Annotated in this window: 16 protein-coding genes; 10 read left to right on the top strand and 6 right to left on the bottom strand. The window is 43.7% G+C overall.

Going from position 1 to position 25,511, the window contains the following annotated elements:
• Positions 1-65 precede the first annotated feature (65 nt).
• Both VK179_15035 and VK179_15030 read left to right on the top strand, forming a co-directional pair.
• Positions 66-656: a sigma-70 family RNA polymerase sigma factor gene (locus VK179_15035; protein ID HLO60061.1), complete on the top strand. Its 591-nt coding sequence runs from the start codon at positions 66-68 to the stop codon at positions 654-656.
• A gap of 166 nt (positions 657-822) precedes the next feature.
• A complete protein-coding gene (locus VK179_15030) occupies positions 823-1,047 on the top strand; it encodes a hypothetical protein (GenBank protein HLO60060.1) in 225 nt (74 codons plus the stop codon).
• 35 nt (positions 1,048-1,082) lie between these two features.
• On the opposite strand, the gene mdh is transcribed toward VK179_15030, so the two are convergent.
• Entirely contained in the window at positions 1,083-2,024 is a 942-nt protein-coding gene (gene mdh, locus VK179_15025) for a malate dehydrogenase (protein HLO60059.1), read from the bottom strand.
• 222 nt (positions 2,025-2,246) lie between these two features.
• Positions 2,247-3,101, bottom strand: coding sequence for a sugar phosphate isomerase/epimerase (locus VK179_15020; protein HLO60058.1), 855 nt, complete (start codon positions 3,099-3,101; stop codon positions 2,247-2,249).
• 230 nt (positions 3,102-3,331) lie between these two features.
• Here VK179_15020 and VK179_15015 point away from each other — a divergent pair, with 230 nt between their 5' ends.
• Both VK179_15015 and VK179_15010 read left to right on the top strand, forming a co-directional pair.
• The gene (locus VK179_15015) at positions 3,332-16,906 is read left to right on the top strand and encodes a gliding motility-associated C-terminal domain-containing protein (protein HLO60057.1); all 13,575 of its coding nucleotides are present in this window, start codon (positions 3,332-3,334) and stop codon (positions 16,904-16,906) included.
• A gap of 13 nt (positions 16,907-16,919) precedes the next feature.
• On the top strand, positions 16,920-17,906 hold the full coding sequence (locus VK179_15010) for a type IX secretion system membrane protein PorP/SprF (GenBank protein HLO60056.1): 987 nt from the start codon (positions 16,920-16,922) through the stop codon (positions 17,904-17,906).
• A gap of 235 nt (positions 17,907-18,141) precedes the next feature.
• Here VK179_15010 and VK179_15005 read toward each other — a convergent pair whose 3' ends face one another.
• Entirely contained in the window at positions 18,142-18,471 is a 330-nt protein-coding gene (locus VK179_15005) for a hypothetical protein (GenBank protein ID HLO60055.1), read from the bottom strand.
• 165 nt (positions 18,472-18,636) lie between these two features.
• On the opposite strand from VK179_15005, the gene thrS reads away from it, so the two are divergent.
• The 6 genes from thrS to VK179_14975 all read left to right on the top strand — a co-directional run bounded on the left by thrS (position 18,637) and on the right by VK179_14975 (position 24,238).
• On the top strand, positions 18,637-20,580 hold the full coding sequence (gene thrS / locus VK179_15000) for a threonine--tRNA ligase (protein ID HLO60054.1): 1,944 nt from the start codon (positions 18,637-18,639) through the stop codon (positions 20,578-20,580).
• Between the two features lie 68 nt (positions 20,581-20,648).
• The gene (infC, locus tag VK179_14995) at positions 20,649-21,209 is read left to right on the top strand and encodes a translation initiation factor IF-3 (GenBank protein HLO60053.1); all 561 of its coding nucleotides are present in this window, start codon (positions 20,649-20,651) and stop codon (positions 21,207-21,209) included.
• A gap of 34 nt (positions 21,210-21,243) precedes the next feature.
• Entirely contained in the window at positions 21,244-21,429 is a 186-nt protein-coding gene (gene rpmI, locus VK179_14990; GenBank protein HLO60052.1) for a 50S ribosomal protein L35, read from the top strand.
• 101 nt (positions 21,430-21,530) lie between these two features.
• Entirely contained in the window at positions 21,531-21,875 is a 345-nt protein-coding gene (gene rplT, locus VK179_14985) for a 50S ribosomal protein L20 (GenBank protein ID HLO60051.1), read from the top strand.
• 76 nt (positions 21,876-21,951) lie between these two features.
• A complete protein-coding gene (dapB, locus tag VK179_14980) occupies positions 21,952-22,668 on the top strand; it encodes a 4-hydroxy-tetrahydrodipicolinate reductase (GenBank protein HLO60050.1) in 717 nt (238 codons plus the stop codon).
• Positions 22,669-22,861: 193 nt separating this feature from the next.
• Complete coding sequence (locus tag VK179_14975; GenBank protein ID HLO60049.1) at positions 22,862-24,238, top strand: S26 family signal peptidase; 1,377 nt, start codon at positions 22,862-22,864, stop codon at positions 24,236-24,238.
• 155 nt (positions 24,239-24,393) lie between these two features.
• On the opposite strand, the gene rplI is transcribed toward VK179_14975, so the two are convergent.
• Genes rplI through rpsF form a run of 3 tightly spaced genes read right to left on the bottom strand, consistent with a single transcriptional unit; the run spans position 24,394 to position 25,502 of the window.
• Entirely contained in the window at positions 24,394-24,840 is a 447-nt protein-coding gene (gene rplI, locus VK179_14970; GenBank protein HLO60048.1) for a 50S ribosomal protein L9, read from the bottom strand.
• Positions 24,841-24,857: 17 nt separating this feature from the next.
• Positions 24,858-25,139: a 30S ribosomal protein S18 gene (rpsR, locus tag VK179_14965; GenBank protein ID HLO60047.1), complete on the bottom strand. Its 282-nt coding sequence runs from the start codon at positions 25,137-25,139 to the stop codon at positions 24,858-24,860.
• A gap of 3 nt (positions 25,140-25,142) precedes the next feature.
• The gene (rpsF, locus tag VK179_14960) at positions 25,143-25,502 is read right to left on the bottom strand and encodes a 30S ribosomal protein S6 (GenBank protein ID HLO60046.1); all 360 of its coding nucleotides are present in this window, start codon (positions 25,500-25,502) and stop codon (positions 25,143-25,145) included.
• Positions 25,503-25,511 lie beyond the last annotated feature (9 nt).

Raw genomic sequence — 25,511 nt, 5'->3', positions numbered from 1 at the left:
CACAGGAGGACAGCCTATCGCCACAAATCTACTCTAACTTTTTTCACATCAAAAAGGAGGTAGTTTTGAATAACATTTATTTAGCTGACAATGAACTTGTAAGCAGGTTCGTCAGTGGCGATATGAACAGTCTTGAACTGCTCATCAACCGATACCGGAAACAAGTTTACACCTACATTTTCTTACTGGTAAAAAATCAGCATTTGGCTGAAGATATTTTCCAGGATACATTTATCAAGGTCATTAAATCGCTTGATTGCGGCAAATACCAGGATAACGGAAAATTCCTCGCATGGGTGCTCAGGATTGCGCATAACCTTGTAATTGATCATTACAGGAAGGAACGCCAACTGAATGCCACATCACGTGAAGATTTCGGACTTGACATTCTGAATTCGCATAAATATGCTGATAAGCCTGCTGAGGACGTGATAATTGACAAGCAGATCCGGAAGGATATACGTCTGCTGATCGATAGCTTGCCCGAAGAGCAAAAGGAAGTGCTGATTTTAAGACAATATTGCGAACTCAGTTTTAAAGAAATAGCCGATCATACAAACGTCAGCATCAACACCGCTTTGGGACGGATGCGTTATGCGCTTATAAACCTCCGGAGAATGGTGAAAGAAAAGAATCTTACATTAACTGCCTCCTGAATCGATTAATTTCAGCCCTTCAACGCCCATTAAGCTCATGAAGGGCTGAATCATAGCCTCCTTCATCGATTGTTGGCTGGAATAAATATTTTATTATCTTTATCACAATTTGGATAAGTTTCCGACGTTCTTTCTTAAACTTATTTATTAATTTATTTTTTTACCTATGAATAGAACCTTTACCATGTATGGTTCGACCAAATTCGAAGATGATAGTGAAAATGAATTGATAAAGCTTGCGGGGTTCCTTGAAAGTGAGGAACTTGAGGCCGTAGGATATTACCTTAAAGGCCTTCAGAGTGATGTAGATGATGATGTCGTGCGCAGGATAGTGGATTTCTCAAGAAATTATACCCGAAACCCACGGAAAGAGAAGAATGCAGCTTATTAAGTCATGGAACGAACTGTTAAACCGTTAGATCCCCTCTAACGGTTTTTTTCTTCCAGTTTGTCAAGTACCTCCATCATTTCTTTTACTGCTCTGGCACTTTCATGCAACATTTCAGTTTCCTTATCAGTAAGGTTCAACTCAATGATCCGTTCAATGCCGTTTCTGCCAAGAATTACAGGTACCCCTACAAACACGTTTTCAAGTCCGTACTCACCTTCAAGTTTTACACAGCAGGGGAAAACCCTCTTATGATTCCTGATTACAGCTTCTGCCATTCGCGCAGCTGCTGATCCGGGTGCATACCAGGCAGAAGTGCCCATGAGTTTTACCAATTCGCCTCCTCCGAATCGTGTGCGTTCAACAATGGCATCGATTTTTTCTGCAGGCAGAAGTTCAGTAACGGGTATTCCTGAAACGGTTGTGTATCTTGGAAGAGGAACCATGGTATCGCCATGTCCTCCAAGCAAAAGAGCACTGATATCTTTGGGCGAAACATTGAGCTCATCTGCAATGAAAGCTTTATATCTTCCGGTATCAAGGATTCCGGCCATACCCATAACACGTGTTCTCGGAAACTTTGAAGTAATATAGGCCTGGTAGGTCATAACATCAAGCGGATTCGAAACAACAATGATTACTGCACAGGGAGAATACTGGATCACCTGTTCAGTAACATGTTTAACAATGACAGCATTGGTTTCGATAAGGTCATCACGACTCATACCCGGCTTACGGGGAAGTCCTGAAGTTATCACTACAACACTTGAATTTGCAGTAGGAAGGTAGTTGTTGGTGACGCCTATAGGTTTTGAGTTAAACCTGTCGATCGGTGCGCTTTGCCATATATCAAGGGCCTTACCTTCAGCAATCCCGGGTTTTATGTCAACCAGCACTATTTCATGAGCTGCATCCCTGTGCGCCAGTACATCGGCACATGTTGCACCAACGTTTCCCGCTCCAACTACTGTAATCTTCATACGCTTTTAAAAATGTTTAGGCTTTTATGTAAAAATAGTGAATAATATGTAAGAATTAACAACAGATCAAGGGTTCTTAAGTTCGTTTTATTTCAAGGGGGATTGTTCAACTTCTGTATGTCGGGGCTTGAATCCAGGGGCACAGAGTAATCAGGCAAATAAAAAAAAGCCAAAATAAAACCCCGGGTGAAGTACCGGGGTTTTTATTTTTACTTAAACAGATTATTTTACATATTCCGCTTGATTGAGAAAATCAAAGGATTGTTTTACACCTTCATAAGGAGTTTTTTCAAATGCTTCCTGCTCAACAATGTAGTATTTCATTCCTGCAAGGGCAGCATTTTCGAAATACGGTTTGAAATCCATAATTCCGCTGGCGCCGACTTCAAGGCTGTCCTTTACATGGTATGAAAGGAACCTTCCGGGATATTTGTTAAAATAAGAGATTGCATCAGCACCGCCTTTTTTGATCCACCATAAATCAATCTGGTAGAAAACCTTTGATGAATCGGTGTGCTGGAGCATGTAATCATATATTACCTGTCCTTCAACGGTTTTGAATTCTTCTGAATGGTTATGATAACCAAAGCGTATACCCTGCTGACGGCATTTTTCGCCAATAGCATTGAAATAGTCACAATACCTTTGCAGGCCTGCCAGTGACTGGTAACCTACACTGTCCATAAAAGGTTGAACCATGTAGGGAATTCCGGCGGCTTTGTGAGCTGCAATGCAAACATCCCATAGACCCATCACAGAATCCCATTTTGTTGAATCAGGTACAGGAAATCCGCAATGCGAACTGATAATGGTCATTCCGCTCTTTTCAACCACTGATTTGATTTCGGCCGGATCCATCTGATAAAACTTACCGTTTGAATAACCGGCAAGTTCAACAGTTTTGTAACCGATTTTTCCAACTTCCTCAATAGTACTTACCGGATTTTTATCCATACTATCACGAAGTGAATAAAGCTGCAAACCAATGCTTTTCTGAGCAACAGGTTTACAGGCAAGGGGTAGGGTAATGATTGCCACAATAATAGGTAGCAGGTAATTAAAACTATGTTTCTTCATTTTTTTGTTTTTTGGTGCGGCAAAGTTAACAGAAAACTTTATTTGTTGTAACCGCTATTTTAAATGGCCGGTACATCCTTTGTTAAAACCGTTATATACAGTTAAACTCATTGTAATTCTTTATATATTGCCGGAATTCTATTAATAAAAAGTTAATAAGTTATTCGCTGTTTTTTTTCTTTATGCCTTGTGAAGTAATAACTTGCAACAATCCTTAACCGCTACCAGTCATGAAGGCTAAACTTTTACTTTTTCTCCTTTTCATCCCAACCGTCATTTTTTCGCAGACAACCTGGTACAGCTATCAATCAGGAAATTGGGCTGTTGGTGGAACAAACTGGAGAACATGGACCCTTGATCCTTCCGGAACTACGCTGATCAATCCTTCAATGCAAGCACAACCTGCGGCGGGAGAAAATGTTGTCATTCTTAACGGCAGAATTGTAATAATTCCAACCGGAGAAGCCGCAAAAACCGTTGCCTCCGTTACAATACAGGAAGGGGCTGTTCTGGATATCACAACAACAACAGGACATAATTTCGGTGGCATACTAAACGGTTCCGGCATGCTGAGGATTTCTTCTGCTGATTTCCCGGATTTTGCAACAGGTACTTTTATAAAACCAGGAGGAGGTACTGTTGAATACCGAAACATGGGAGGATTCACATTACAACAGTTTGAATATAATAACCTGATAATAAACCTGAATAATAGTACTGACAGTGTCCTTTACAATAATGCCACCACATTGATTATTAATAACACTGCCACAATTGAAAAAGGGAAATTAAAAATTGGCGATGATGCATCAATCGTTCAGAGGATAGTGAATTTTAACGGCGATGTGATAGTGAATCAAAACGGTCGCATCGGAGTCGGGGTCAGAAATATCGGAAGCAGCACAGCAACCACTTCCGGAGGACGAAGTCATCAGATTACAATAAAAGGTAACCTTTATAACAATGGAGGAATAGTCCGGTTCACGAATATGACTTCCCCGGTTTACGGGGGCAATCCCACCGGGGGAACCCAGGCCGGATGGTCTGATGTGATCTTCAATAATGGCATCAAGGATCAGTATGTTGTATGTGACGGGCCAACTGTCTTCTATCGTATTGAAATTGCCAAGGGTACTGACCAGACTTTTATACTTCACATTGATGCTGATAATAATACACGGTTCCAGCTTATGGGCCGAAATGAGCGTACTACCTACAATCCGGGAACACCCCCGAATCTGCCTAATTACAATGCATTGGGACTGCTTTCGGGTACACTGCGACTCGGTCCTAATATTGTCATTCCATCACTGAGTACGGATGCATATGTTGTGGATGAAGATGCCGGGATATGGTTTGACGGATCTACAATTACAATGAATTCCTCAACCTCATACAGCGCACTGTTCACCTATGGCACGGTCCGTTTTTCTTCCAATTGCCAGGTTACTTTACTGGGCCAGATAGGTATGGTACTGCGCGAATCAGGCAATTTTATAATCGAAAGCGGTAATATTCTTACACGGTCTTGCAGGCCATCCGTTTTGGCAAACCCTGATCTTCACCGTGGTGCTTTTAAAATGTACGGAGGTACACTGACTTGTGGATCCTATGATATATCAGGGGCAACACCACAACATGCTACCTTTTCAATCGCCTATCCGGATAATGTTTTTATAATGACAGGCGGTACCATTGATATTCAAACTTCATATGGCGGCGCCGGAAATGCAACTAATTTCAGCCTTCTTCTGGGATGTCTTCCAAAAAACGTGGAAGTAACAGGAGGTACAATCCGGATAAGTACAACGGCCAGGCCAGCATATGTAAACTCAACAGTGCCCCTGCCAAATCTCGAAGTATACGGTACAGGTAACAGTTTCCAGGTCAGAGGGATTGCAGGCCTTACCACTCTGGTAAATCCTTTACCCTTAGTGGTTCAGAAAAATTTTACTTTGCAAAACAGCGTAGTTTTCAATAACGTACAAAATGTAAATGTTCTGGTAGGGGGAAATTTTAACATCAATACCGGCACAACCTATACTCCAGGAACAAATACAACCATATTCAACGGTAGTGGTGCTCAAACGTTTGATATTCAGGGTACCATTAATGGTAACCTCAATAACTTATCCCTGGCTAATGCTTCAAATCTTACGATTAATAATGCTAGCCCTGCCACTCCTGTGGTTGTAAACGCTAACCTGAACATCGACAACGGTTGCACATTCACTGACAATGGACGTATACTGGAAGTAAGAGGGAATATTGTTAACTCGGGGACCCATTTTAAGCCCGGAACCGGACCCGGAAGTATCCAACTTACCGGAACAGGGAATCAGACCATATCGGGAGACGGAACCGGCAGATTCAACAACCTCACTCTGAATAAAACAGGCGGTAGTGTGACCCTGCAGAGTAATATGACGGTTACCGGGGACCTTAGGCTGGCCAATACAATGGCCAGGTTAAATATTGGCACAAACAATCTTTTATTTACTGAAACAGGAGATATATTCGATAACCTGACGGGATCGGGTAAGTCTTTCGGGACAGGACGGATGATACAGACAGCAGGCCTTATGTCGGACGGCGGTGTCAGCAAGAAGTATTCCGGAACAAATGCATTTGATTTTCCTTTTGGGTTCAACCTTGCAGGTACCTATTATTACTTGCCGGCCTCCATTCGCTTTGGTTCAACCCCATCATCCTACGGAACAGTTACAACCCGTCCGGTAAGTATAAGGCATCCCCTGGCTCAGACTCCGAATTCTCTGGCTTGTTACTGGGAAACCACTTCATCCGGTTTTTCCGGTATTGTCTCCGGTTCAGTGACTCATGTTTATACCTATCATGCTGCGACGAATTTTTTCGTCAACGGCGATGAAAGTATTTACATCCCTGCTGTTTACAGGAGTTCTGCCGGCGATTCATGGAATGTAATCAACAATCAGGTGCTGGTGAACGACGGTTTGAATACGGTTACTTTTGACAATGCATCGGAAGCCGACGGGGAATACACAGCCGGCGAACCTGCTGCATTCGGTGTCATTCCGGTACGTTATAGCAGCGGTTTAAATACCGATTGGGACAATACGGCTACATGGTCTTCCACAGCCGTCGGAGGGCCGGGAGGAGCCAGTGTGCCGGATGCCAACACCATTGTTATAATCGGTGATGCCACACACAATCACACTGTTATTATAAACCAGGCTAATCGGGTATGCGGAAGCCTGACTATTTTTTCAGGATCCGTCCTCGACCTCCGGACTTTTACAGGACACAATTTCGAGGCACTTCCTGAAAAAGGAATTACCGGATGCGGAACATTACGGATTGCGGCCAATAATTATTTTCCGCAGGGCGATTTCGGAGATTTCATAGGACCAACAGGCGGAACTGTGGAATATTATACATCAGGCGCCAATGTTTTAATTCCTACAATTTCAACCGGAACCGGGCTTGTACTGGACCATTATTTTAACCTGAAAATCAGTCCCGAAGCAGGCCGGAACATCACATTACCCAACTGCAACCTGAATATTTTCAATGATCTCACTGTTTCCGGGACCGGAACGGGACAGGTAAATACGAATACAACTGCTACTCATACTATAGTAACTAACCACAATTTCAATATAGAATCAGGCATCTTTGAGGTTCAGAATACAAATATACAGACTATCAGGGTAATGGGAAACCTCCTTGATAATGGTATATTCCGCGTGAATAACAGCGCATCAGTTAATCATATTTTAGAACTTTACAACAGCCTGACAGGTTCGGGCACGTTTAATCTGAATCCCGGAACCGGTCGAATGCTTACCTATTTTAAAGGTACAAGTGATGCCAGTATCAGGGGAGCTTTAAAAGCTTTTTATTCTCTTACTATAGACAAGGGTACTACGCAGAGTCCTGTTCTGAATGTCAGGGCTGATATTTCCACAAGCGCAACCTTTGATCCTTCAGTTTCTATTAAGAACGGAACTTTCAGAATCAAGCAAAGCACATTTAACCTTTCAACCAACAGGAGCGTCATAATCCCTGAATCGGCATGCCTGAGCGTTGACAGCGTGGCTAATGTTACAGTGGTTAATAATAATGCCAATGACAGCACTCTTTTCCTGGTGGGAAAACTTGAAGTATTGTCAGGCACGCTCAACGTGGGCAACAATTCATATAACCGGAGAAACTGCATTGAATATTCTTCAGATGGCTTGCCAACGATTGAAATTAGCGGAGGAACGTTGAATGTAAACGGCCAGATTAAAAGAAGTTCTAAAATTACACAAGGCGCCCTGAAATTTTATCAAAGCGGAGGCACTCTTTATGTTTATGGTAAAAACCAGGACAATACAAGGGCAAAACTTGAGATCTGCAATGCAGGCAGCGTATTTGACGTATCCGGAGGAACTACCAACATTATCAGAGGAGGTGGCGTCGATTTCGGCGATTTATACATCAGGCCGGATATAGCCAATGTGACAGCCGGAAGAATTAACCTGGCACCCCTTGCGGCTATCGGTAACCAGGTTTACAATATAGATGCGTCCTGTAACCTGTTTGATCTTTACATTACAGGGTTTAATGCTACTAATACCTCCACAGCCAATATCATGGTCAATCCTCTTGTACTTAAGGGTGACCTTATGATAGCAGGCAATAGCACTTTAACCTGTAACAACAGGAATGTTTCAATTGCCGGCAATTTTACAAACAACGGAACCTATACCACCGGTAATAACATCACCTTTTTCACCGGAGGAAACTCACAAACTGCCCAATTTGGAACAAATACTACATTTCGTAAACTATTTATAGATAAAATTCCCGGAACAGCAGTCACTTTTACAAGCGCAACGATCTCACCGGTAGTTGCCGATTCACTTGCGATTCTTAACGGAACCCTTACCAATGCCGGCATATTGAATATAGTGGCCCAAGGAAACATTATTAATAATGGTATACATTCATCATCAGGAACCGGAAGCCTGAATATCCAGGGATCGGCAAACCAGGTGATTTCAGGGGACGGGAACGGGCAATTCGGAAATGTGAATATTACGAATGGTGCTGCCAATGGTGTTACGCTTAAAGCTAATGTCACCATTAACGGTTTACTCACCCTTACTTCAGGATACTTTTATATCGACGATAACCTTCTTACGCTGGGTTCTGCTGCTACAATAGGGGGAACGCCGGGTATTACGGTAAACCGCAACTGGATTATTACAAATGGTGCGCTTAGCGACGGTGGCGTCCGCAAAAACTATCCTTCTGTTTCACCTGCTGTTTTTGAATTCCCTGTTGGTGTAGCCGGTAAGTATACACCGGTGCGTTACACGGTTACTTTTTCTTCTGCTTCACCGGGTAGTATAACACTGAAACCAGTAAATTCCCGAATACCTTCTGTAACGAATGCATTAAGCGACGAACTGCAATACTATTGGAATGTCAGCAGTACAGCGTTCGGAGGTATGACGTCTGTTCAACATATTTATAACTACAGAGATGCAGATGTAACAGGAACGGAGACGAATTATGTGGGAGCCAGGTATTACGGAGGTGCGTGGACGAATTATGGTTCGGGTGTTATGAACACAACCGCAAATACAATTACACTGAACCAGAATTATATAGATGGCGAATATACATGTGGTGAACCGCCCAACTTCGTTACAAAACCTGTTTATTATAGTTACAATCTTGCACCGAATATTACGACCACCGGAGCTGACTGGAATACATCAGGATCATGGTCTGTGGTTGGACACGGCGGCCCCGCTGCCTCCGCGCCTCCTGACGGAAATCCTGTTATTATTGCATCCGGACACCGGATCAATGTTTCAACTCTTGACCGGTCTGCCTATTCCATTCAGAATAACGGAATTCTAAATCTTAATACAACTACCGGCCATAATTTTGGTCACGTTTCAGGAAGCGGCCGGATTATTATGAGCAACACCGATGCCGGACAATTTGTATTCCCGGGTGGTGAGTATGTTTCATTCATGAATACTACCGGCAGTACAATAGAATATAATGGTTCCAATCCCATTTCTCCGCTGGCAAGTATTTCACCAATAATTAAGGAATACCAGAACCTGGAGTTTACCGGGATCTATTCAAAGTATATGTCGAGCATGAATATCGTTGTTAATGGCAATATGCTTATTACCCAGAGTCAGCTCCTGAATAATGTATACAATAAGAATATTACGATAAAAGGTAACTGGACGGACAACTGGCTGAATGGATTTGTACCCGGAACCGGTCTGGTCTCTTTTTCAGGTACAACTCAACAGCAGATCACTGCAAATGGTACAGAGAGTTATTATAATCTGCAGATTAACAATTCAGCGAATCTATTGCTGAATTCTCCTGTTCAGGTAGCTAACCGACTATACCTGACGAATGGAAATATTCTTACAACAGACGTGAATTTGCTTACTCTCGCAAGTTCGGCGATGAATGTTGTGACAGGAGGAGGCGATGCCTCATTTGTTGATGGTCCTCTCAGAAAAAGGATTCTTGCCGGCCAGTCCTTCAATTTTCCTGTAGGTAATTACAATTCTTCAGCTGATAAGCCGACCCGGTATGGTAATATACTTTTGTCCGATGTTTCTGCGACCACTTATTGGGCAGCACGCTATGTGAATAATGATCCGAATAGTTTGTATGACAGGACAAGTCTTTTTACACCACTTACATCGGTAAGCGACAATGAATACTGGGTTGTAACCAGGCCGGGGGCCAACAGTGCCAATGTGCGGCTCAGGTGGGATGCAAACAGTGAAATCGCCTCCGTAAATTCAACAAGGGTTTCACAATGGGTCACGCCTGCTAACCGTTGGGAGGAAGTTGGTGCTGCAGCAAGTGGTAATCTCAGTGCAGGAACTGTAGCCACTACAAGTGCGGTGACATCGGATAATTATGTTTTCACCCTGGGAATCAGCGGTGTAACAGCAAAGATTGTAAGTGTAAGCCCTGCTGAAATCTGTAACAATGGTGAAGTAGTAACCGTGAGAGTTTTACTTACTGGGTCACCGAAGTGGACCCTGTCATATACAGCAGGCGGCAATCCTTATACACAATCAGAAATCACCACTTCCACTTATGATATACAATTAACCGGAGCTGAGTTGGGAGGTCCCGGTGTGAAGACAATTCAGCTAACCGCAGTTTCAGATGCAACAAAGCCGGGAACTATATGGGGAAATTCCATGGATGTAACTGTAAAGCCCACATTTCTCCCGGATATAAGCGGAACCTTCACTGTAGGTGCCGGTGAAGTAAGGAACTACCTTACAACAGCCAATGGAGGAAGTACCTATTTATGGAGCTGGAGTGGAGCATCGGGAGGAACTATTTCATCACCCGCTTTGTCTTCAACTAATATTACAATTACTACACCCGGAGCTTTTCCGGCTACGTACCAGCTTCAGGTAACCGAGACAAGCTCTAATGGTTGTAAAGCTTCGGATATTCAATCAATTACTGTTGTCAGTACACCGTCGCCGGATATAAGTCCTGATAACCCGAATCAGTGCGAAGGGAATATTGTTAACTATTCGACGCCCTCGATTGCAGGTCACACATACTTATGGTCGGTTATTGGCGGTTCACCTGCCTCAGGAACCGGCAATTCAATTAGTGTTACATGGGATACTCCCGGTAATGGCTCTGTTGCTGTTACCGAATTTAACGGACCTGTCAAAGGAAAAGACAGTATAAATGTTGTAGTGGATCCTCAACCAGTTACCAGTCTTGTAGTAACTGCGCCGGTTTCGGTTTGTCATAACAGCCCGGCGATTATCACCGTGCATAATTCCGAATCGGGTTTTAATTATCAACTAAGGGAAGGAGCCGTAAATGTTGGCTCAGCCGTTGCAGGAACGGGTGGTGACATTGGCCTGCCTTCAGATGAGATTGTGGCAAGTACGCTATTCAATGTACTGGCATATAACAATGGTTGCAGTTCTCAATTGACGCAAACTGTGACTGTAGATCCCGAGGATCCGGTTGCTCCTTCAGGAGATCCCACCCAGGATTTCTGCGCATCGGATGCTCCCACAATTGCTGATCTTACCGCTACCGGTACAGGGATATTATGGTATTCTGCAGCCACTGGAGGCTCACCTCTCACTGCCGGGACTGCACTGACTGACGGATACATTTATTATGCAAGCCAAACGGTTACCGGGTGTGAATCAACCGGCCGTTTTGCTGTAACTGTTTCAGTGAGTACTGTATCAGCACCCGTTGTGGGTTCTGTAACTCAACCTACCTGCATGGTAAATACAGGCAGTGTTGCATTGAGCGGTCTTCCCGGAACGGGCACATGGACAATCACTGCATCACCCGGCGGACAGGTCTTTAACGGTAGCGGAACAACAACAACCCTGACAGGACTTACCGCTGGTAACACATATACCTTTACTGTCACCAATTCATTGGGATGCATATCACCTGCTTCAGGAAACGCAATTATCAATGCATCACCGGTTCCCCTTTCTGTAGGTAATATCACAGGAGAGACCAGTTCAACGCAGTGTTCCGGTTATGACCCGGCAGCGATGACGATAAGTCCGAGCGGTGGTGCAGGTACTTATAATTATAGGTGGTCAACCAGCATTGACAATGGTACAACCTGGAACCTGGTTGCGGGAGCCAATGCCGCTACTTATAATTCGGGCGCTATTACACAAACCACATGGTACAGGGTAGAGGTTGATCCGACAGGAAGTCCTGATTGTGCAAGTTGGACAGTCAGTGGAAACACTATTCAAATCACCATTCAGGCGGCTCTTACAGTGGGCAACATCACCGGTGAAACAAGCGCCACCCAGTGTTCAGGTTATGATCCGGCAGCAATGACGATCAGTCCCACAGGCGGTGCCGGAACATATAATTATAGGTGGTCAACCAGTGTTGACAATGGAACTACCTGGAACCTGGTTGCAGGAGCGAATGCAGCAACCTACAATCCCGGTGCCATCACACAAACGACATGGTACAGAGCAGAGGTTGATCCGACAGGAAGTCCGGATTGTGCTACATGGACAGTCAGTGGCAATACTATACAAATCACCATTCAGGCTGCTCTCACAGTAGGCAACATCACCGGTGAAACGAGCGCTACCCAGTGTTCCGGTTATGACCCGGCAGCGATGACGATAAGTCCTACCGGCGCAACAGGAACCTACAGCTACAGGTGGTCAGCCAGCACCAACAACGGAACTACATGGAACCTTGTTGCCGGAGCTAATGCAGCTACCTATAATCCGGGCGCTATTACACAAACCACATGGTACAGGGCAGAGGTGGATCCGACAGGAAGCCCGGATTGTGCAACATGGACAGTCAGTGGAAACACTATACAAATCACCATTCAGGCTGCTCTCACAGTGGGCAACATCACCGGCGAAACGAGCGCCACCCAGTGTTCCGGTTATGATCCGGCAGCAATGACGATAAGTCCCACAGGCGGTGCCGGAACATATAATTATAGGTGGTCAACCAGTGTTGACAATGGAACTACCTGGAACCTGGTTGCTGGAGCGAATGCAACAACCTACAATCCCGGAGCCATCACACAAACGACATGGTACAGAGCAGAGGTTGATCCGACAGGAAGTCCGGATTGTGCTACATGGACAGCCAGCGGCAATACGATACAAATCACCATTCAGGCAGCTCTCACAGTGGGTAACATTACCGGTGAAACGAGCGCCACACAGTGTTCCGGTTATGACCCGGCAGCGATGACAATCAGTCCCACAGGCGCATCCGGCACATACAGCTACAGGTGGTCGACCAGTGTTGACAATGGAACCACATGGAACCTGGTTGCAGGAGCCAATGCCGCTGCGTATAATCCGGGCGCTATTACTCAAACCACATGGTACAGGGCTGAAGTGGATCCGACAGGAAGTCCTGATTGTGCTGCATGGACAGTCAGTGGAAACACTATACAGATTATTATTCAACCGGCTCTTACCGTTGGCAATATCACCGGTGAAACAAGCGCCACCCTGTGTTCCGGTTATGATCCGGCAGCAATGACAATCAGTCCTACCGGCGGTGCAGGTACATATAGTTATAGGTGGTCAACCAGTACTGACAATGGTACAACCTGGAATTTGGTTGCAGGCGCCAATGCAGCTGCATATAACCCGGGCGCTATTACTCAAACCACATGGTACAGGGCTGAAGTGGATCCAACTGGCAGTCCCGATTGTGCAAGCTGGACGGTCAGTAGCAACACCATTCAAATCACCATTCAGACAGCTTTAACGGTTGGCAACATCACCGGTGAAACAAGCTCTATGCAGTGTTCCGGTTATGACCCTGCTACGATGACAATGAGTCCCACAGGCGGATCCGGTACCTACAGCTATAGGTGGTCAATCAGTACTGACAATGGCACAACATGGAACCTGGTTGCAGGAGCTACTGCAGCTACCTATAATCCCGGCGCGATTACACAAACCACTTGGTACAGGGCAGAAGTAGACCCAACAGGCAGTCCTGATTGTACAGGCTGGACGGTAAGCGACAACACAATCCAGATCACAATTCAACCGGCTCTCACTGTAGGCAACATCACTGGTGAAACGAGCGCTACCCAGTGTTCCGGTTATGATCCCGCAACGATGACGATAAGTCCCGGCGGTGCAACTGGCATATATAGCTACAGGTGGTCAATCAGTTCTGACAATGGAACAACGTGGAATCTTGTACCAGGAGCCAATACAGCTATTTATAATCCCGATGCCATCACACAAACGACATGGTACAGGGTTGAAGTGGATCCGACAGGAAGTCCTGATTGTGCTACATGGACAGTCAGTGGCAACATGATACAAATTTCAATTCAACACGCTCTTACCGTTGGCAACATCACCGGTGAAACAAGCTCTTCGCAGTGTTCCGGTTATGATCCGGCAGCAATGACGATCAGTCCGACTGGCGCATCGGGCACCTACAGCTACAGGTGGTATACCAGTGTTGACAATGGAACCACATGGAACCTGGTTGCAGGAGCCAATGCAGCTACTTATAATCCGGTTGCTATTACACAAACCACCTGGTATAGCGCAGAAGTGGATCCAACGGGCAGTCCGGATTGTTCAGGCTGGTCCGCCAGTGGCAATACAATACAAATTACAATCCAACCGGCTCTTGCAGTGGGTAGTATAACCGGTGAAAGCAGTTCAACGCAGTGCTCCGGATATAACCCGGCAGTAATGACGATAACTCCCACAGGGGCATCCGGCACTTACAACTATCGCTGGTCAACCAGTACGGATGGCGGAAGCACGTGGAACCTGGTTGCAGGCGCCAATGGAGCCGGCTATGATCCGGATGCTGTCACCCAAACCACATGGTTCAGGGTAGAAGCGGACCCGACAGGAAGTCCCGATTGTTCAGGATGGACAGCCAGTGACAACACCATACAGATCACGATACAACCGGCACTTTTAGTCGGCAATATTACCGGCGAAAGCAGCGCCACCCAATGTACAGGCTATGATCCTGCAGCCATGACAATCAGTCCCACAGGGTCATCGGGTACCTACAGCTACAGGTGGTTAACCAGTACAGACAATGGAGCTACCTGGAATCTTGTAGCCGGAGCTAATGCCGCTACATTAAATCCGGGGGCGCTCACACAGACCACATGGTTTACCGCTGAAGTGGATCCGACGGGCAGTCCGGATTGTTCAGGCTGGACATCATCAGATGATACAATTAAACTTACCATTCTGCATAATGTGATGATCCCTGTATTTGTTGCCGGTGATAGTTCATCACGCTGTGAAGGTGCAGGAACAGTGATTTTTACGGCCAATTCGGATTATTCCAATTCAATTAGCTACAGCCTCGATAATGCTTCGGTTACTGAAGGAAATACAATTGATTCTCAAACCGGTGCGGTTACTTTTACCGATCATTGGACAGGTCCTTCAATCATTACAGTTGTGGCCGAAGGTTGCGGTGGTCCTCTTACAGCAACTCATAAAGTATACTCCGATATACCGGTGACATCTGCAATTACAGGTGAAAGCCAGCCGCTTTGCAGCGCTAAGGGTGAAAATTACAGTGTTCTATTAAAAACGGGTTCATCCTATGAGTGGATGGTTCCGGCCGGCGCTGTCATAACATCCGGTGAAACAGGTCCCGAAAACAATTCGATCCTGGTGGACTTTACTATTAACAGCGGCGCAATAAGGGTTATTGAAACTAATAGCAACGGATGTAAAGCAGATACGGTTTCCCTTGATATTGAACTGCAGGGTTGTAATCTGACAGCTGATTTCACAGCAGATGATACTGTAGTTTGTCCGGGACAAACAATAACCTTTACAGATGCATCAACCGGAGTTAATGCTTTCACTACTTATACGTGGATATTCGGTGAAGGCGCTTCGCCTGACAGTGCAACAGGTTCAGGACCTCACCAGGTTACTTTCCTTACCTCCGGACTTAAAACGGTTACTTTAATTATCAGTAATGGTTTGGCAGATACGTTAACAAGGGTTGATTACATTTCAGTGTCAACGCCTGCAGTATCAATTAGTTCAGAAAACCGCTGTGGTGAAGGATCTGTTGATTTTCTTGCATTGACAACCGGCGACCAGGTTGAGTTTTCGATCGACGGAGGAAGTTCAGTTATATCAAAAGACCAGACGGTACCTTATACATATAGCACAACAATTCCTGAAGGTTCAACACTACAGGTTTGGGCACGTGCTTATAATTCTGTTACCGTCTGCCTGGGTACATGGGACAGCAGTGTGGTTGTAAGAGCATTCGCAGTTCCGGTTTCAGGTCCTATTATGGCTCAACATGCCGGTGATTATGAAGATGGTTATGTTGATGTGATTTGTGCCGGAACTGAAAATTCAGGATACTATGTAAATAAAACGCCTGGTTCAGTTTATAACTGGTATATTCCGGAACTTGATATAACAATTTCAGATACAGCTGCAATTGAAGTTGACTGGCCTGCAGCATCTGCAGTTTACCATCTCGAGATTACTGAAATCTCTGCTGAGGGTTGTTCAGGTGAAGTAAGTGATACCCTGATCAGGGTTTCTCTGCCTGATCCTTCAATGGGTGCCGATGTTTCACTCTGTACAGGGCAAACTCACCTTTTTGAACCGGATGGTGATTACATCTCCTATGAATGGCAGGACCATTCGACCGGTTCGGCATTTACCGCCACAGCAACTGACACAATTACTTTGCATGTTATTGACGAATATGCGTGCGAAGGGTATGACACAGTAATTGTCACAATGCATGACAATCCCGTTGTAAACCTGGGTCCCGACACAGTTTTATGTGAAGGCAACACCCTGATGCTGGACGCAGGCGGTTTTGAAAACTACGAATGGTCAACAGGCCAGACCGGTAATCCGGTTGAAATACATGAGGGAGCCGGTGTTGTCAGCGTTATTGTAACCGATATCAACGGATGTGAAGGAACTGACCAGGTTACCATCAGAGATTGCTCACCTGAAAATCTGCTTGTCATTCCTAATGCTTTCACTCCGAATGACGATGGACATCATGATACATGGTTAATTAAGAATATTAACATGTTCCCGGATGCGGATATACAGGTATTCGACAGGTGGGGAAGAAGAGTTTACCAGTCCGACGGTGGTTCAGGAAGAGAATGGGATGGTAAAGGACCTAACGGTAAGGATCTTCCTGTCGAAAACTATTATTATGTTATTGATTTGAAAGTGCCGGGCTATGGAGTTTTGACCGGTACGGTAAGTATTATCAGATAGTAAAATGCTGCCTATGTTAAACAGATACCTGAAAACAATTGTGCTGTTCTCCCTCATAGTTCCTATAAGGTTTGCAGGGGCACAGCAATTACCGGTTTACAGCCAGTATACGTTCAATAAATTTTTGTTGAATCCGGCTACTGCCGGAAGTGACGGCTACACAAGTATAAGCCTGGTAGCGCGAGAACAATGGGTCGGTTTTAAAGGTACGCCGAAAACACACGCTATCACCATTGATTCACGGCTATTGCGAAACAGTTTTATCTCAAAAAATGCCTCAGTAAGGAGAAAGAGAAGGCTGAGTTCGAGATCAGGAAGAGTCGGCTGGGCAGCGCATGTTTTTAACGATCACAATGGCCCTCTTGACCGAACGGGTATTGAGGGCACCTATGCATACCATATTGCTATTGACCAGGGCCAGTTGTCGTTCGGACTTTCAGGACTGTTTTACCAGTTCAAGCTGAATAAAGATAAAATTGATCTTGGTGATGAGGATATTGATCCATTGCTTGACGGACTTAAAGGAACTCTTTATATTCCGGATGCCAATTTTGGTATTTATTATACATCAGCTACAATTTACGGAGGCGTATCCGTGATGCAATTGTTTGAATCGTCGATCCATTTTGGCGATGATAACGGAAGCACCTACAGGATAAAGCGAAATTATAATCTACTGGCAGGTTATTACTATTCCATAAATCGTGACTTCGCCATTGAGCCTTCAATGCTGCTGAAAATGCCTACGGCTTCAAAGCCACAGCTCGACATTAATGCCAAAGTTTATTACAGGAATAATTATTGGGGTGGAATGGCTTTCAGGACAAACAATGCCTTTGTTATTTATGCCGGCGCCCGCTTTGACCGTTATTTTATCGGGTACGGTTTTGATTATAATTTCAGTCCTATTGGCCGGCAAACCTACGGGTCACATGAAATCATGGCGGCCATTAAATTCGGTGATACGGCACGACGGTACAGGTGGTTGAATACCTATTAATAAAGCCTGGTGGATTTCTTTTAATACCCCCGGATGGTGACTGGCGGATCTTTGACAATAGCCCCGGACTTCAGGCCGGGGTTTGGTATGTCACCTCTTTACAAACACAAACCAGGCCTTAAGGCCTGGTTTGGGAGTTGGGGATCAATTATTGGCTACCCGGCCTGAAGTCCGGGGCAAGTGAATGTGGAATAAAGAAAGTGATCTTGAATTCAATAATAACATCATTTATTCTTTAAAATAATCCCTTATCTTCTTCTGATTTAGGTTCTTCAGAAGAGGAAGCAGACTTTTCCTTTTCTTCCTCCTCTTTTGATTTCTTAACAACAGGAGCTTTCTTGGCTTTGGCTTGTTGTTCGTTACCTGCAATATCAATTCGATTTTCGCGGAGGAACATACCCGTAGTAACGGCCGTTTTTATATCCTTCACAAGTAAGTTGAATTCCCAATCGGTATCCGGAAAGGCCTGCGGACGAACATTAAATTCAATTTTTTCTTCGATACAAAAATCAACGAGAGTAGGGATGGATTTCTGTTTTAATATCACCTTAATTGCTTCACTCATAGTAAATTGTATTTGAAATGGTTGTGTTGTAAAAATATATTTTTATTACCAGCTTACCATATAAGTCGGTCACATTTTTGAATTTTTGTTTTGTGAGTTACGGATGCCAGCCCAAAAGCATACATTTTTTTTTATCTTTGCACCTCTTTTACATTAGATTACGAGATGATAAAGATAACTTTTCCTGACAATTCAATCCGTGAATTTGAACCGGGCATCAGCGGACTTGATATAGCCAAGAGCATAGGCAATAGTCTGGCCCGTGAAGTAGTAGCTGTAAGTGTTAATAATGAAGTATGGGATGCCACACGCCCCATCACCTCCGATGCCGCACTGGTTCTTCATAAATTTGATACACCTGAAGGAAAGCACGCCTTCTGGCATTCTTCTGCTCATTTGATGGCTGAAGCTCTTGAAGCGCTTTACCCGGGAATAAAATTTGGTATAGGGCCAGCCATTGAAAATGGTTTTTATTATGATGTAGATCCGGGCGAGGGAGTTGTTATTACCGAAGCTGATCTGCCTCGCATTGAGGAGAAGATGTATGAGCTGAGCCGCAGAAACAGTGAATATAAACGGGAGGAAATCAGCAAAGAAGATGTGTTAGGTTTATTCAGACAAAAAAAAGATGAATATAAGGTTGAACTGATCCAGGATTTGCAGGATGGAACCATTACTTTGTATAAACAGGGAAACTTCACTGATTTATGCCGTGGTCCTCATTTGCCCGATACAAGCTATATCAAGGCAATTAAGCTTCTTAGCGTGGCCGGTGCATACTGGAGGGGTGATGAAAAACGCAAACAACTCACCCGTATTTATGGCATTACATTCCCCAAAAAGCAAATGCTTGATGATTATCTTGTCATGCTTGAACAGGCAAAGGCAAGAGATCACAGGAAACTGGGGAAGGAACTTGAACTTTTTACGTTTTCGCAAAAGGTTGGTGCCGGATTGCCGTTATGGCTTCCAAAAGGTGCCCAGTTACGCGAGCGACTGGAAAATTTCCTTAAAAAGATACAGGTAAAATATGGTTATTTGCCTGTAATCACACCACATATAGGGCAGAAGGAGCTCTATGTAACTTCAGGCCATTATGAAAAATACGGCAAAGATTCTTTTCAGCCTATTCATACACCTGAAGAAGGCGAGGAATTTCTTCTGAAACCTATGAATTGTCCGCATCATTGTGAAATTTACAGAAGCAAACCCAGGTCATATAAAGATCTTCCCGTCCGTTTTGCTGAATTCGGTACCGTATACCGTTATGAGCAAAGTGGTGAACTTCACGGTCTGACCCGCGTGAGGGGCTTTACCCAGGATGATGCTCACCTGTTTTGCAGGCCTGATCAGATTAAGGAAGAATTTATCAAGGTCATTGATATTATCTATACTGTTTTCAAGGCATTCGATTTCAATGATTTTGTAGCACAGGTTTCGTTGCGTGATCCCGGTAACCGGGAAAAGTATATAGGTTCTGATGAGAACTGGGAGAAAGCAGAAAATGCAATTATTGAAGCTACCCGGGAAAGGAACATGAAAACTGAGGTTGTTAAAGGTGAAGCTGCTTTTTACGGGCCAAAACTCGACTTCATGGTAAAGGATGCATTGGGAAGAAAGTGGCAGCTGGGTACAATTCAGGTAGACTATAACCTGCCTGAGCGATTTGAACTTGAATATACCGGCAGCGACGATCAGAAGCACAGGCCTGTTATGATACACAGGGCGCCATTCGGGTCAATGGAACGTTTTGTTGCGGTTCTGATTGAGCATACGGCCGGAAAATTTCCCTTGTGGCTGACACCTGACCAGGTTGTTGTTTTGCCTATAAGTGAAAAATACCATGATTATGCCGAAAAAGTTTTAAATTTCCTAAATAATTACGATATTCGCACCCTGATTGATTCCCGTAATGAAAAGATTGGTAAGAAGATAAGGGACAATGAGTTAAAGCGCATTCCCTACCTTCTTGTCGTGGGCGAGAAAGAAGAAGCCGAAGGAACTGTAGCCGTGAGGAAACAGGGTGAGGGAGACAAAGGAGCTATGAAGCTCGAAGAATTTGCGGAATTTATCAAAAACGAAGTAAAGAAACAGGAAGCTACGAACTAAGGGCTGAACAACTAAAGCCCCAAAGCCAATAGCTTTAATTATAAACTAATAACAAGGAGGAACGAAGTATAGCAACGCCAGTTTTTAGAAGAGAAGTCAGACGGGAAGAAGTATCTCAGTTTGCAGTTAATTATGAAATTAAAGCACCTGTAGTAAGGGTAGTAGGTGAGAATCTCGAAAATCCGGGGATATTTCCCATTAAAGAGGCTATTCGTATGGCTGAAGAATTGGAACTTGACCTGGTTGAAATTTCACCGAATGCCAACCCGCCCGTTTGCAAAATCATCGATTATCAGAAGTTTTTGTACCAGCAAAAGCGCAAACAAAAAGAGCTTAAAGCAAAAACAGCAAAAATTGTTGTGAAAGAGATCCGTTTTGGGCCCTATACTGATGACCATGATTATAATTTTAAACTGAAACACGCTCAGAAGTTCCTGCAGGAAGGTGCAAAGGTTAAGGCCTATGTATTTTTCAAAGGAAGGTCGATTGTTTATAATGAGGATGGAGAAGCTTTATTGCAGCGTTTTGCCGGTGACCTGGCAGAACTTGGTAAGGTTGAACAGAATCCGAAACTGGAAGGAAAACGGATGATCATGCTGATCAATCCGGTACCTAAAAAAGTGAAATAATTAATTTTTTTATAATAACAGTAGTATGCCAAAAATGAAATCTAATTCCGGTGCCAAAAAAAGATACGATCTTACCGGAACCGGAAAAATTAAACGCAAACACGCTTACAAAAGTCACATTCTTACCAAAAAGACAACAAAAAGGAAAAGAAATCTTGGTTACTCCACTTTGGTTGCAACCACAGATGAAAAGAATGCAAGACTTTTATTAGCTTGTTAATCGCAGATTCTGCGTATTTAATTTTAATTAGTGTTAACCGAGTGAATTAGCTGTAAAGTTTCCGTTGAACGGAGCGCTAACCATTCAAAAATCAAAGAAAAATGCCAAGATCAGTAAATGCTGTAGCATCAAGAGCAAAAAGAAAAAAAGTACTTAAGCAGACGAAGGGTAATTTCCTTTCAAGAGCCAATGTATGGACAGTTGCAAAAAATACATGGGAAAAAGGACTGGGTTATGCCTACGCCGACAGACGTACGAAAAAGCGTAATTTCAGAGCATTATGGATTGCCCGTATCAATGCAGGTGCAAGACAACATGGTATGTCATATTCCGAATTGATCGGAAAGCTCAATGATAAAGGTGTTGCATTAAACCGTAAAGCACTGGCCGATTTAGCCATGAATAATCCCGAGGCTTTCGAAGCTGTTGTTAATTCTGTGAAGTAGTTTATTTAAACACACAATAAGAAAGACGCATTTATTGCGTCTTTTTTTTTACAATTACTTATTTAAACGGTTCAACATGAAAATAGCATTGCTGGGTTACGGAAAAATGGGAAGGGAAATAGAGAAGATTGCCCTTCAAAGGAATCATACAATAGTGCTGAAAATCGATATAGATAATCAACAGGATAACAACGTTGAAAATCTCAGGAAAGCTGATATAGCCATTGACTTTTCAACCCCGGCTTCGGCTTTTGCGAATATTCTAAGGTGCTTTGAAGCCAATGTTCCGGTTGTCTGCGGAACAACCGGATGGACTGATAAAATTGGCGAAGTGGAAGATTTATGCCGACAAAAAAACCAGGCTTTTTTCTGGGCATCCAATTACAGTTTAGGTGTAAATCTTTTTTTTGCTCTGAATAATTATCTGGCAGGGCTGATGAATAATGTGGACGGTTATAACGTAAGTATTGAAGAAATTCATCACATACATAAACTCGATGCGCCGAGCGGTACTGCCATTACACTTGCCAATGGTATTGTCGACAACCTTGAAAACAAAACCAAATGGGAACTGGATCAGGAATCTGAGCACGGTTCAATTAAAATAACTGCAGTCAGAGAAGATGAAGTCCCCGGAACTCATATTGTTACATGGGATTCTACTGTTGACCAGATACAGATAAGGCATGAGGCAAAAAGCAGGCAGGGGTTTGCATTGGGTGCTGTGCTGGCGGCTGAATTTATAAGGGATAAGAAGGGGGTTTATTCGATGAAGGATTTGATTAGAATCTGAAGTAGTCTCCCTGAGCGTCTACCCTGAGCTTGTCGAAGGGAGTCGAAGGGCAATTAGAATATGCTTCGACTACGCTCAGCATGACAAACCGTTAAAAATATTTAAAAGGGGTGTTTTTTGAGAGCACTTCATAATCACCGGAATAAATCACCCGAAAAAAATAGTACATTTAGCACAATAAATAATACTTACAATGAAAGCAGATCGCAGAGACTGGATATGGTTTGGTACTGTTGCCTTTATCTATATCCTTTTTGTCATTTGGTTACAAAATTTCTGGTTTATCCTGGGTTTGGGTGTAATCTTTGACATGTACATTACAAAGAAGGTTAACTGGACATTCTGGAAGAAAAGAACCGGCCCTAACAGCAAAGCTGTTGAATGGTTAGATGCTGTAATTTTTGCTGTAATTGCCGTTACCCTCATTAACATCTTCCTTTTCCAGAATTATAAAATTCCAACCGGTTCCATGGAGAATACCCTTCTCATAGGCGATCATCTCTATGTAAGCAAGGTTGCTTACGGACCAAGAATCCCCAATACCCCGCTTTCATTTCCTTTCACACAACATACAATGCCCTTCACCCGTGGCACAAGGTCTTTTGTGGAGTGGATTAAGCTGCCTTACAGGCGACTTGCCGGTTTTGGCAAGGTGAAACGCGATGATGCAGTTGTGTTTAATTTCCCTGCTGGTGACACTGTAGTGATTGATCATCAAAACGTCAGCTATTATTCAATAGTCAGGGATTCAGCCAGGGAGCGCAAGGCAAGGGATCAATATTACGGCCGTCCTGTTAAAACGGATAAGGAATACTACAATCTTGCAAGGAACGCGGTATGGAAAAATTTTGATATCACTATCAGACCGGTTGACAAACGCGATAATTATATAAAGCGTTGTGTGGCTATTGCCGGCGACACCTTGCAGGTTATAAATAAAAGAGTTTATGTTAATGGTGTACCTGAAAAAGAGTATCCTGGCATACAACACAATTATTATATTTTTCTGAAGGACGGACAGAATATTTCAGAAAGGGTTTTCGATCGTATGGAGATTTATGATGTAAATCGTTATGCAAATGTAATACAGGCTTACCTGACTGAAGATGAAGTAAATAAAATAAGGGAATTTAAGAGTGTGCAGCAGGTGGTACCCAATGATTATTTTGATAAATACATGTTTGACACCTTTCCTCAAGACACAAATTATAAATGGACGATTAATAATTTCGGTCCCTTATATATTCCCAGGAAAGGCACTACAGTTAAAATCAACACAAAGAACCTGTGTTTATACGAGCGCATCATTTCAACCTATGAAAATAATAAGCTTGAAGTTAAAGATTCGACTGTCTACATAAACGATAAGCCTGCTACAGAATATACATTTAAAATGGATTATTACTGGATGATGGGGGACAACCGTCACAGCAGCCTGGATTCCCGCTTCTGGGGTTTTGTTCCCGAAGATCATATCGTGGGAAAACCGAAACTAATCTGGCTGTCGATTGACAAAAACAAAAAGTTCATCAACCGGATACGGTGGGAGAGGATGCTGAAGAGGGTGTAAGCGAAAAACCTGACAGCGTCCGAAGGACCTGTAAGCGTTTGAGCGTTTATATAAACAACGCTGTCAGGTCCTCCGGACGCTGACAGGTTGGTGCGCAGACAAACAAAAAAACCCGGCAGTTAAACTGCCGGGTTTTTTTTACTCCTTACTCCTTACTATTCCCCTACAATTTCGAAAGGAATTTCAACGTGAACTTCTTTATGAAGTCTTACACGGGCGTGGTAGGTACCCACTTCCTTTATAAGATCTTCCTTGAAAGTGATATTCTTACGGTCGATATTAAAGCCTTTTTCCTGTAATGCTTCAGCAATCTGGATGGCATTCACAGATCCGAAAATCTTACCCTTTGTGCTTGTTTTGGCACCGATGGATAAAGAAACACCTTTAAGAGTTTCAGCCATTTGCTGAGCTTCCTGTTTGATTTTCTCTTCCTTGTGAGCTCTCTGTTTCAGAATCTCATTGTGTGACTTGAGAGTGGAACCGGTAGCAGAAACAGCTAATCCCTGGGGAATCAGATAGTTTAATGCATATCCGTTTCTGACGGTTACGATATCGTCTTTGTATCCGAGGTTCGGTACATCATGTTTCAGTATAATTTCCATGATTGATCTGGTATTAACTATTTCAACAAATCGGTTACATATGGCAGTAAGGCGAGATGACGGGCCCTTTTTACTGCTGTGGCCACTTTACGCTGATACTTCAGTGAAGTACCGGTAACGCGCCGGGGTAATATTTTACCCTGTTCATTCAGGAATTTCTTCAGAAATTCAGGATCTTTAAAATCCACATATTTAATATGGTTTTTCTTGAACCTGCAATATTTCTTCTTTTTTACTTCAACAGCCGGCGGTGTTAAATACCGAATCTCTGACTGACTTGTTTGTGTTGGTGCTGCCATAGCTTATTCCTCCGTTACTTTTACTGCTGCTGATTCTTTCTTGTTTCTTCTCTTTTCGGCATACTCAATTGAGTATTTATCGAGCCTGGTTGTGAGAAAGCGGATAATCCTCTCGTCACGTTTGTACTCAATTTCAAGAGTTTTTACCAGGTCCCCCGGTGCCTTGAATTCAAACAGATTGAAAAAGCCGGTTGATTTTTTCTGAATGGGGTAGGCCAGTTTTTTTAATCCCCAGTTCTCCTCGTTGATGATCTCACCGCCTTTGCCGGTGATCACACCACGGAATTTTTCAACCGCTTCCTTCATCTGGGCCTCAGACAAAACGGGAGTTACAATGAAAACGGTTTCATATTGGTTTAACATAGTAAATAA

Source organism: Bacteroidales bacterium, from assembly GCA_035299085.1.
Taxonomy (GTDB): Bacteria; Bacteroidota; Bacteroidia; order Bacteroidales; family UBA10428; genus UBA5072.
The sequence above is the reverse complement of the archived record's forward strand: the minus strand, read 5'-3'. Positions and strand labels throughout refer to the sequence as shown.

What these genes read in the sequence shown, in the direction of transcription:
- VK179_15015 (HLO60057.1), top strand. Translation starts at nt 3,332, where the DNA reads ATGAAGGCTAAACTTTTACTTTTTCTCCTTTTCATCCCAACCGTCATT.
- rplI (HLO60048.1), bottom strand. Translation starts at nt 24,840, where the DNA reads ATGGAAATTATACTGAAACATGATGTACCGAACCTCGGATACAAAGAC.
- rpsR (HLO60047.1), bottom strand. Translation starts at nt 25,139, where the DNA reads ATGGCAGCACCAACACAAACAAGTCAGTCAGAGATTCGGTATTTAACA.
- dapB (HLO60050.1), top strand. Translation starts at nt 21,952, where the DNA reads ATGAAAATAGCATTGCTGGGTTACGGAAAAATGGGAAGGGAAATAGAG.
- VK179_14975 (HLO60049.1), top strand. Translation starts at nt 22,862, where the DNA reads ATGAAAGCAGATCGCAGAGACTGGATATGGTTTGGTACTGTTGCCTTT.
- rplT (HLO60051.1), top strand. Translation starts at nt 21,531, where the DNA reads ATGCCAAGATCAGTAAATGCTGTAGCATCAAGAGCAAAAAGAAAAAAA.
- VK179_15010 (HLO60056.1), top strand. Translation starts at nt 16,920, where the DNA reads ATGTTAAACAGATACCTGAAAACAATTGTGCTGTTCTCCCTCATAGTT.
- rpsF (HLO60046.1), bottom strand. Translation starts at nt 25,502, where the DNA reads ATGTTAAACCAATATGAAACCGTTTTCATTGTAACTCCCGTTTTGTCT.
- mdh (HLO60059.1), bottom strand. Translation starts at nt 2,024, where the DNA reads ATGAAGATTACAGTAGTTGGAGCGGGAAACGTTGGTGCAACATGTGCC.
- rpmI (HLO60052.1), top strand. Translation starts at nt 21,244, where the DNA reads ATGAAATCTAATTCCGGTGCCAAAAAAAGATACGATCTTACCGGAACC.
- VK179_15005 (HLO60055.1), bottom strand. Translation starts at nt 18,471, where the DNA reads ATGAGTGAAGCAATTAAGGTGATATTAAAACAGAAATCCATCCCTACT.
- VK179_15030 (HLO60060.1), top strand. Translation starts at nt 823, where the DNA reads ATGAATAGAACCTTTACCATGTATGGTTCGACCAAATTCGAAGATGAT.
- VK179_15020 (HLO60058.1), bottom strand. Translation starts at nt 3,101, where the DNA reads ATGAAGAAACATAGTTTTAATTACCTGCTACCTATTATTGTGGCAATC.
- thrS (HLO60054.1), top strand. Translation starts at nt 18,637, where the DNA reads ATGATAAAGATAACTTTTCCTGACAATTCAATCCGTGAATTTGAACCG.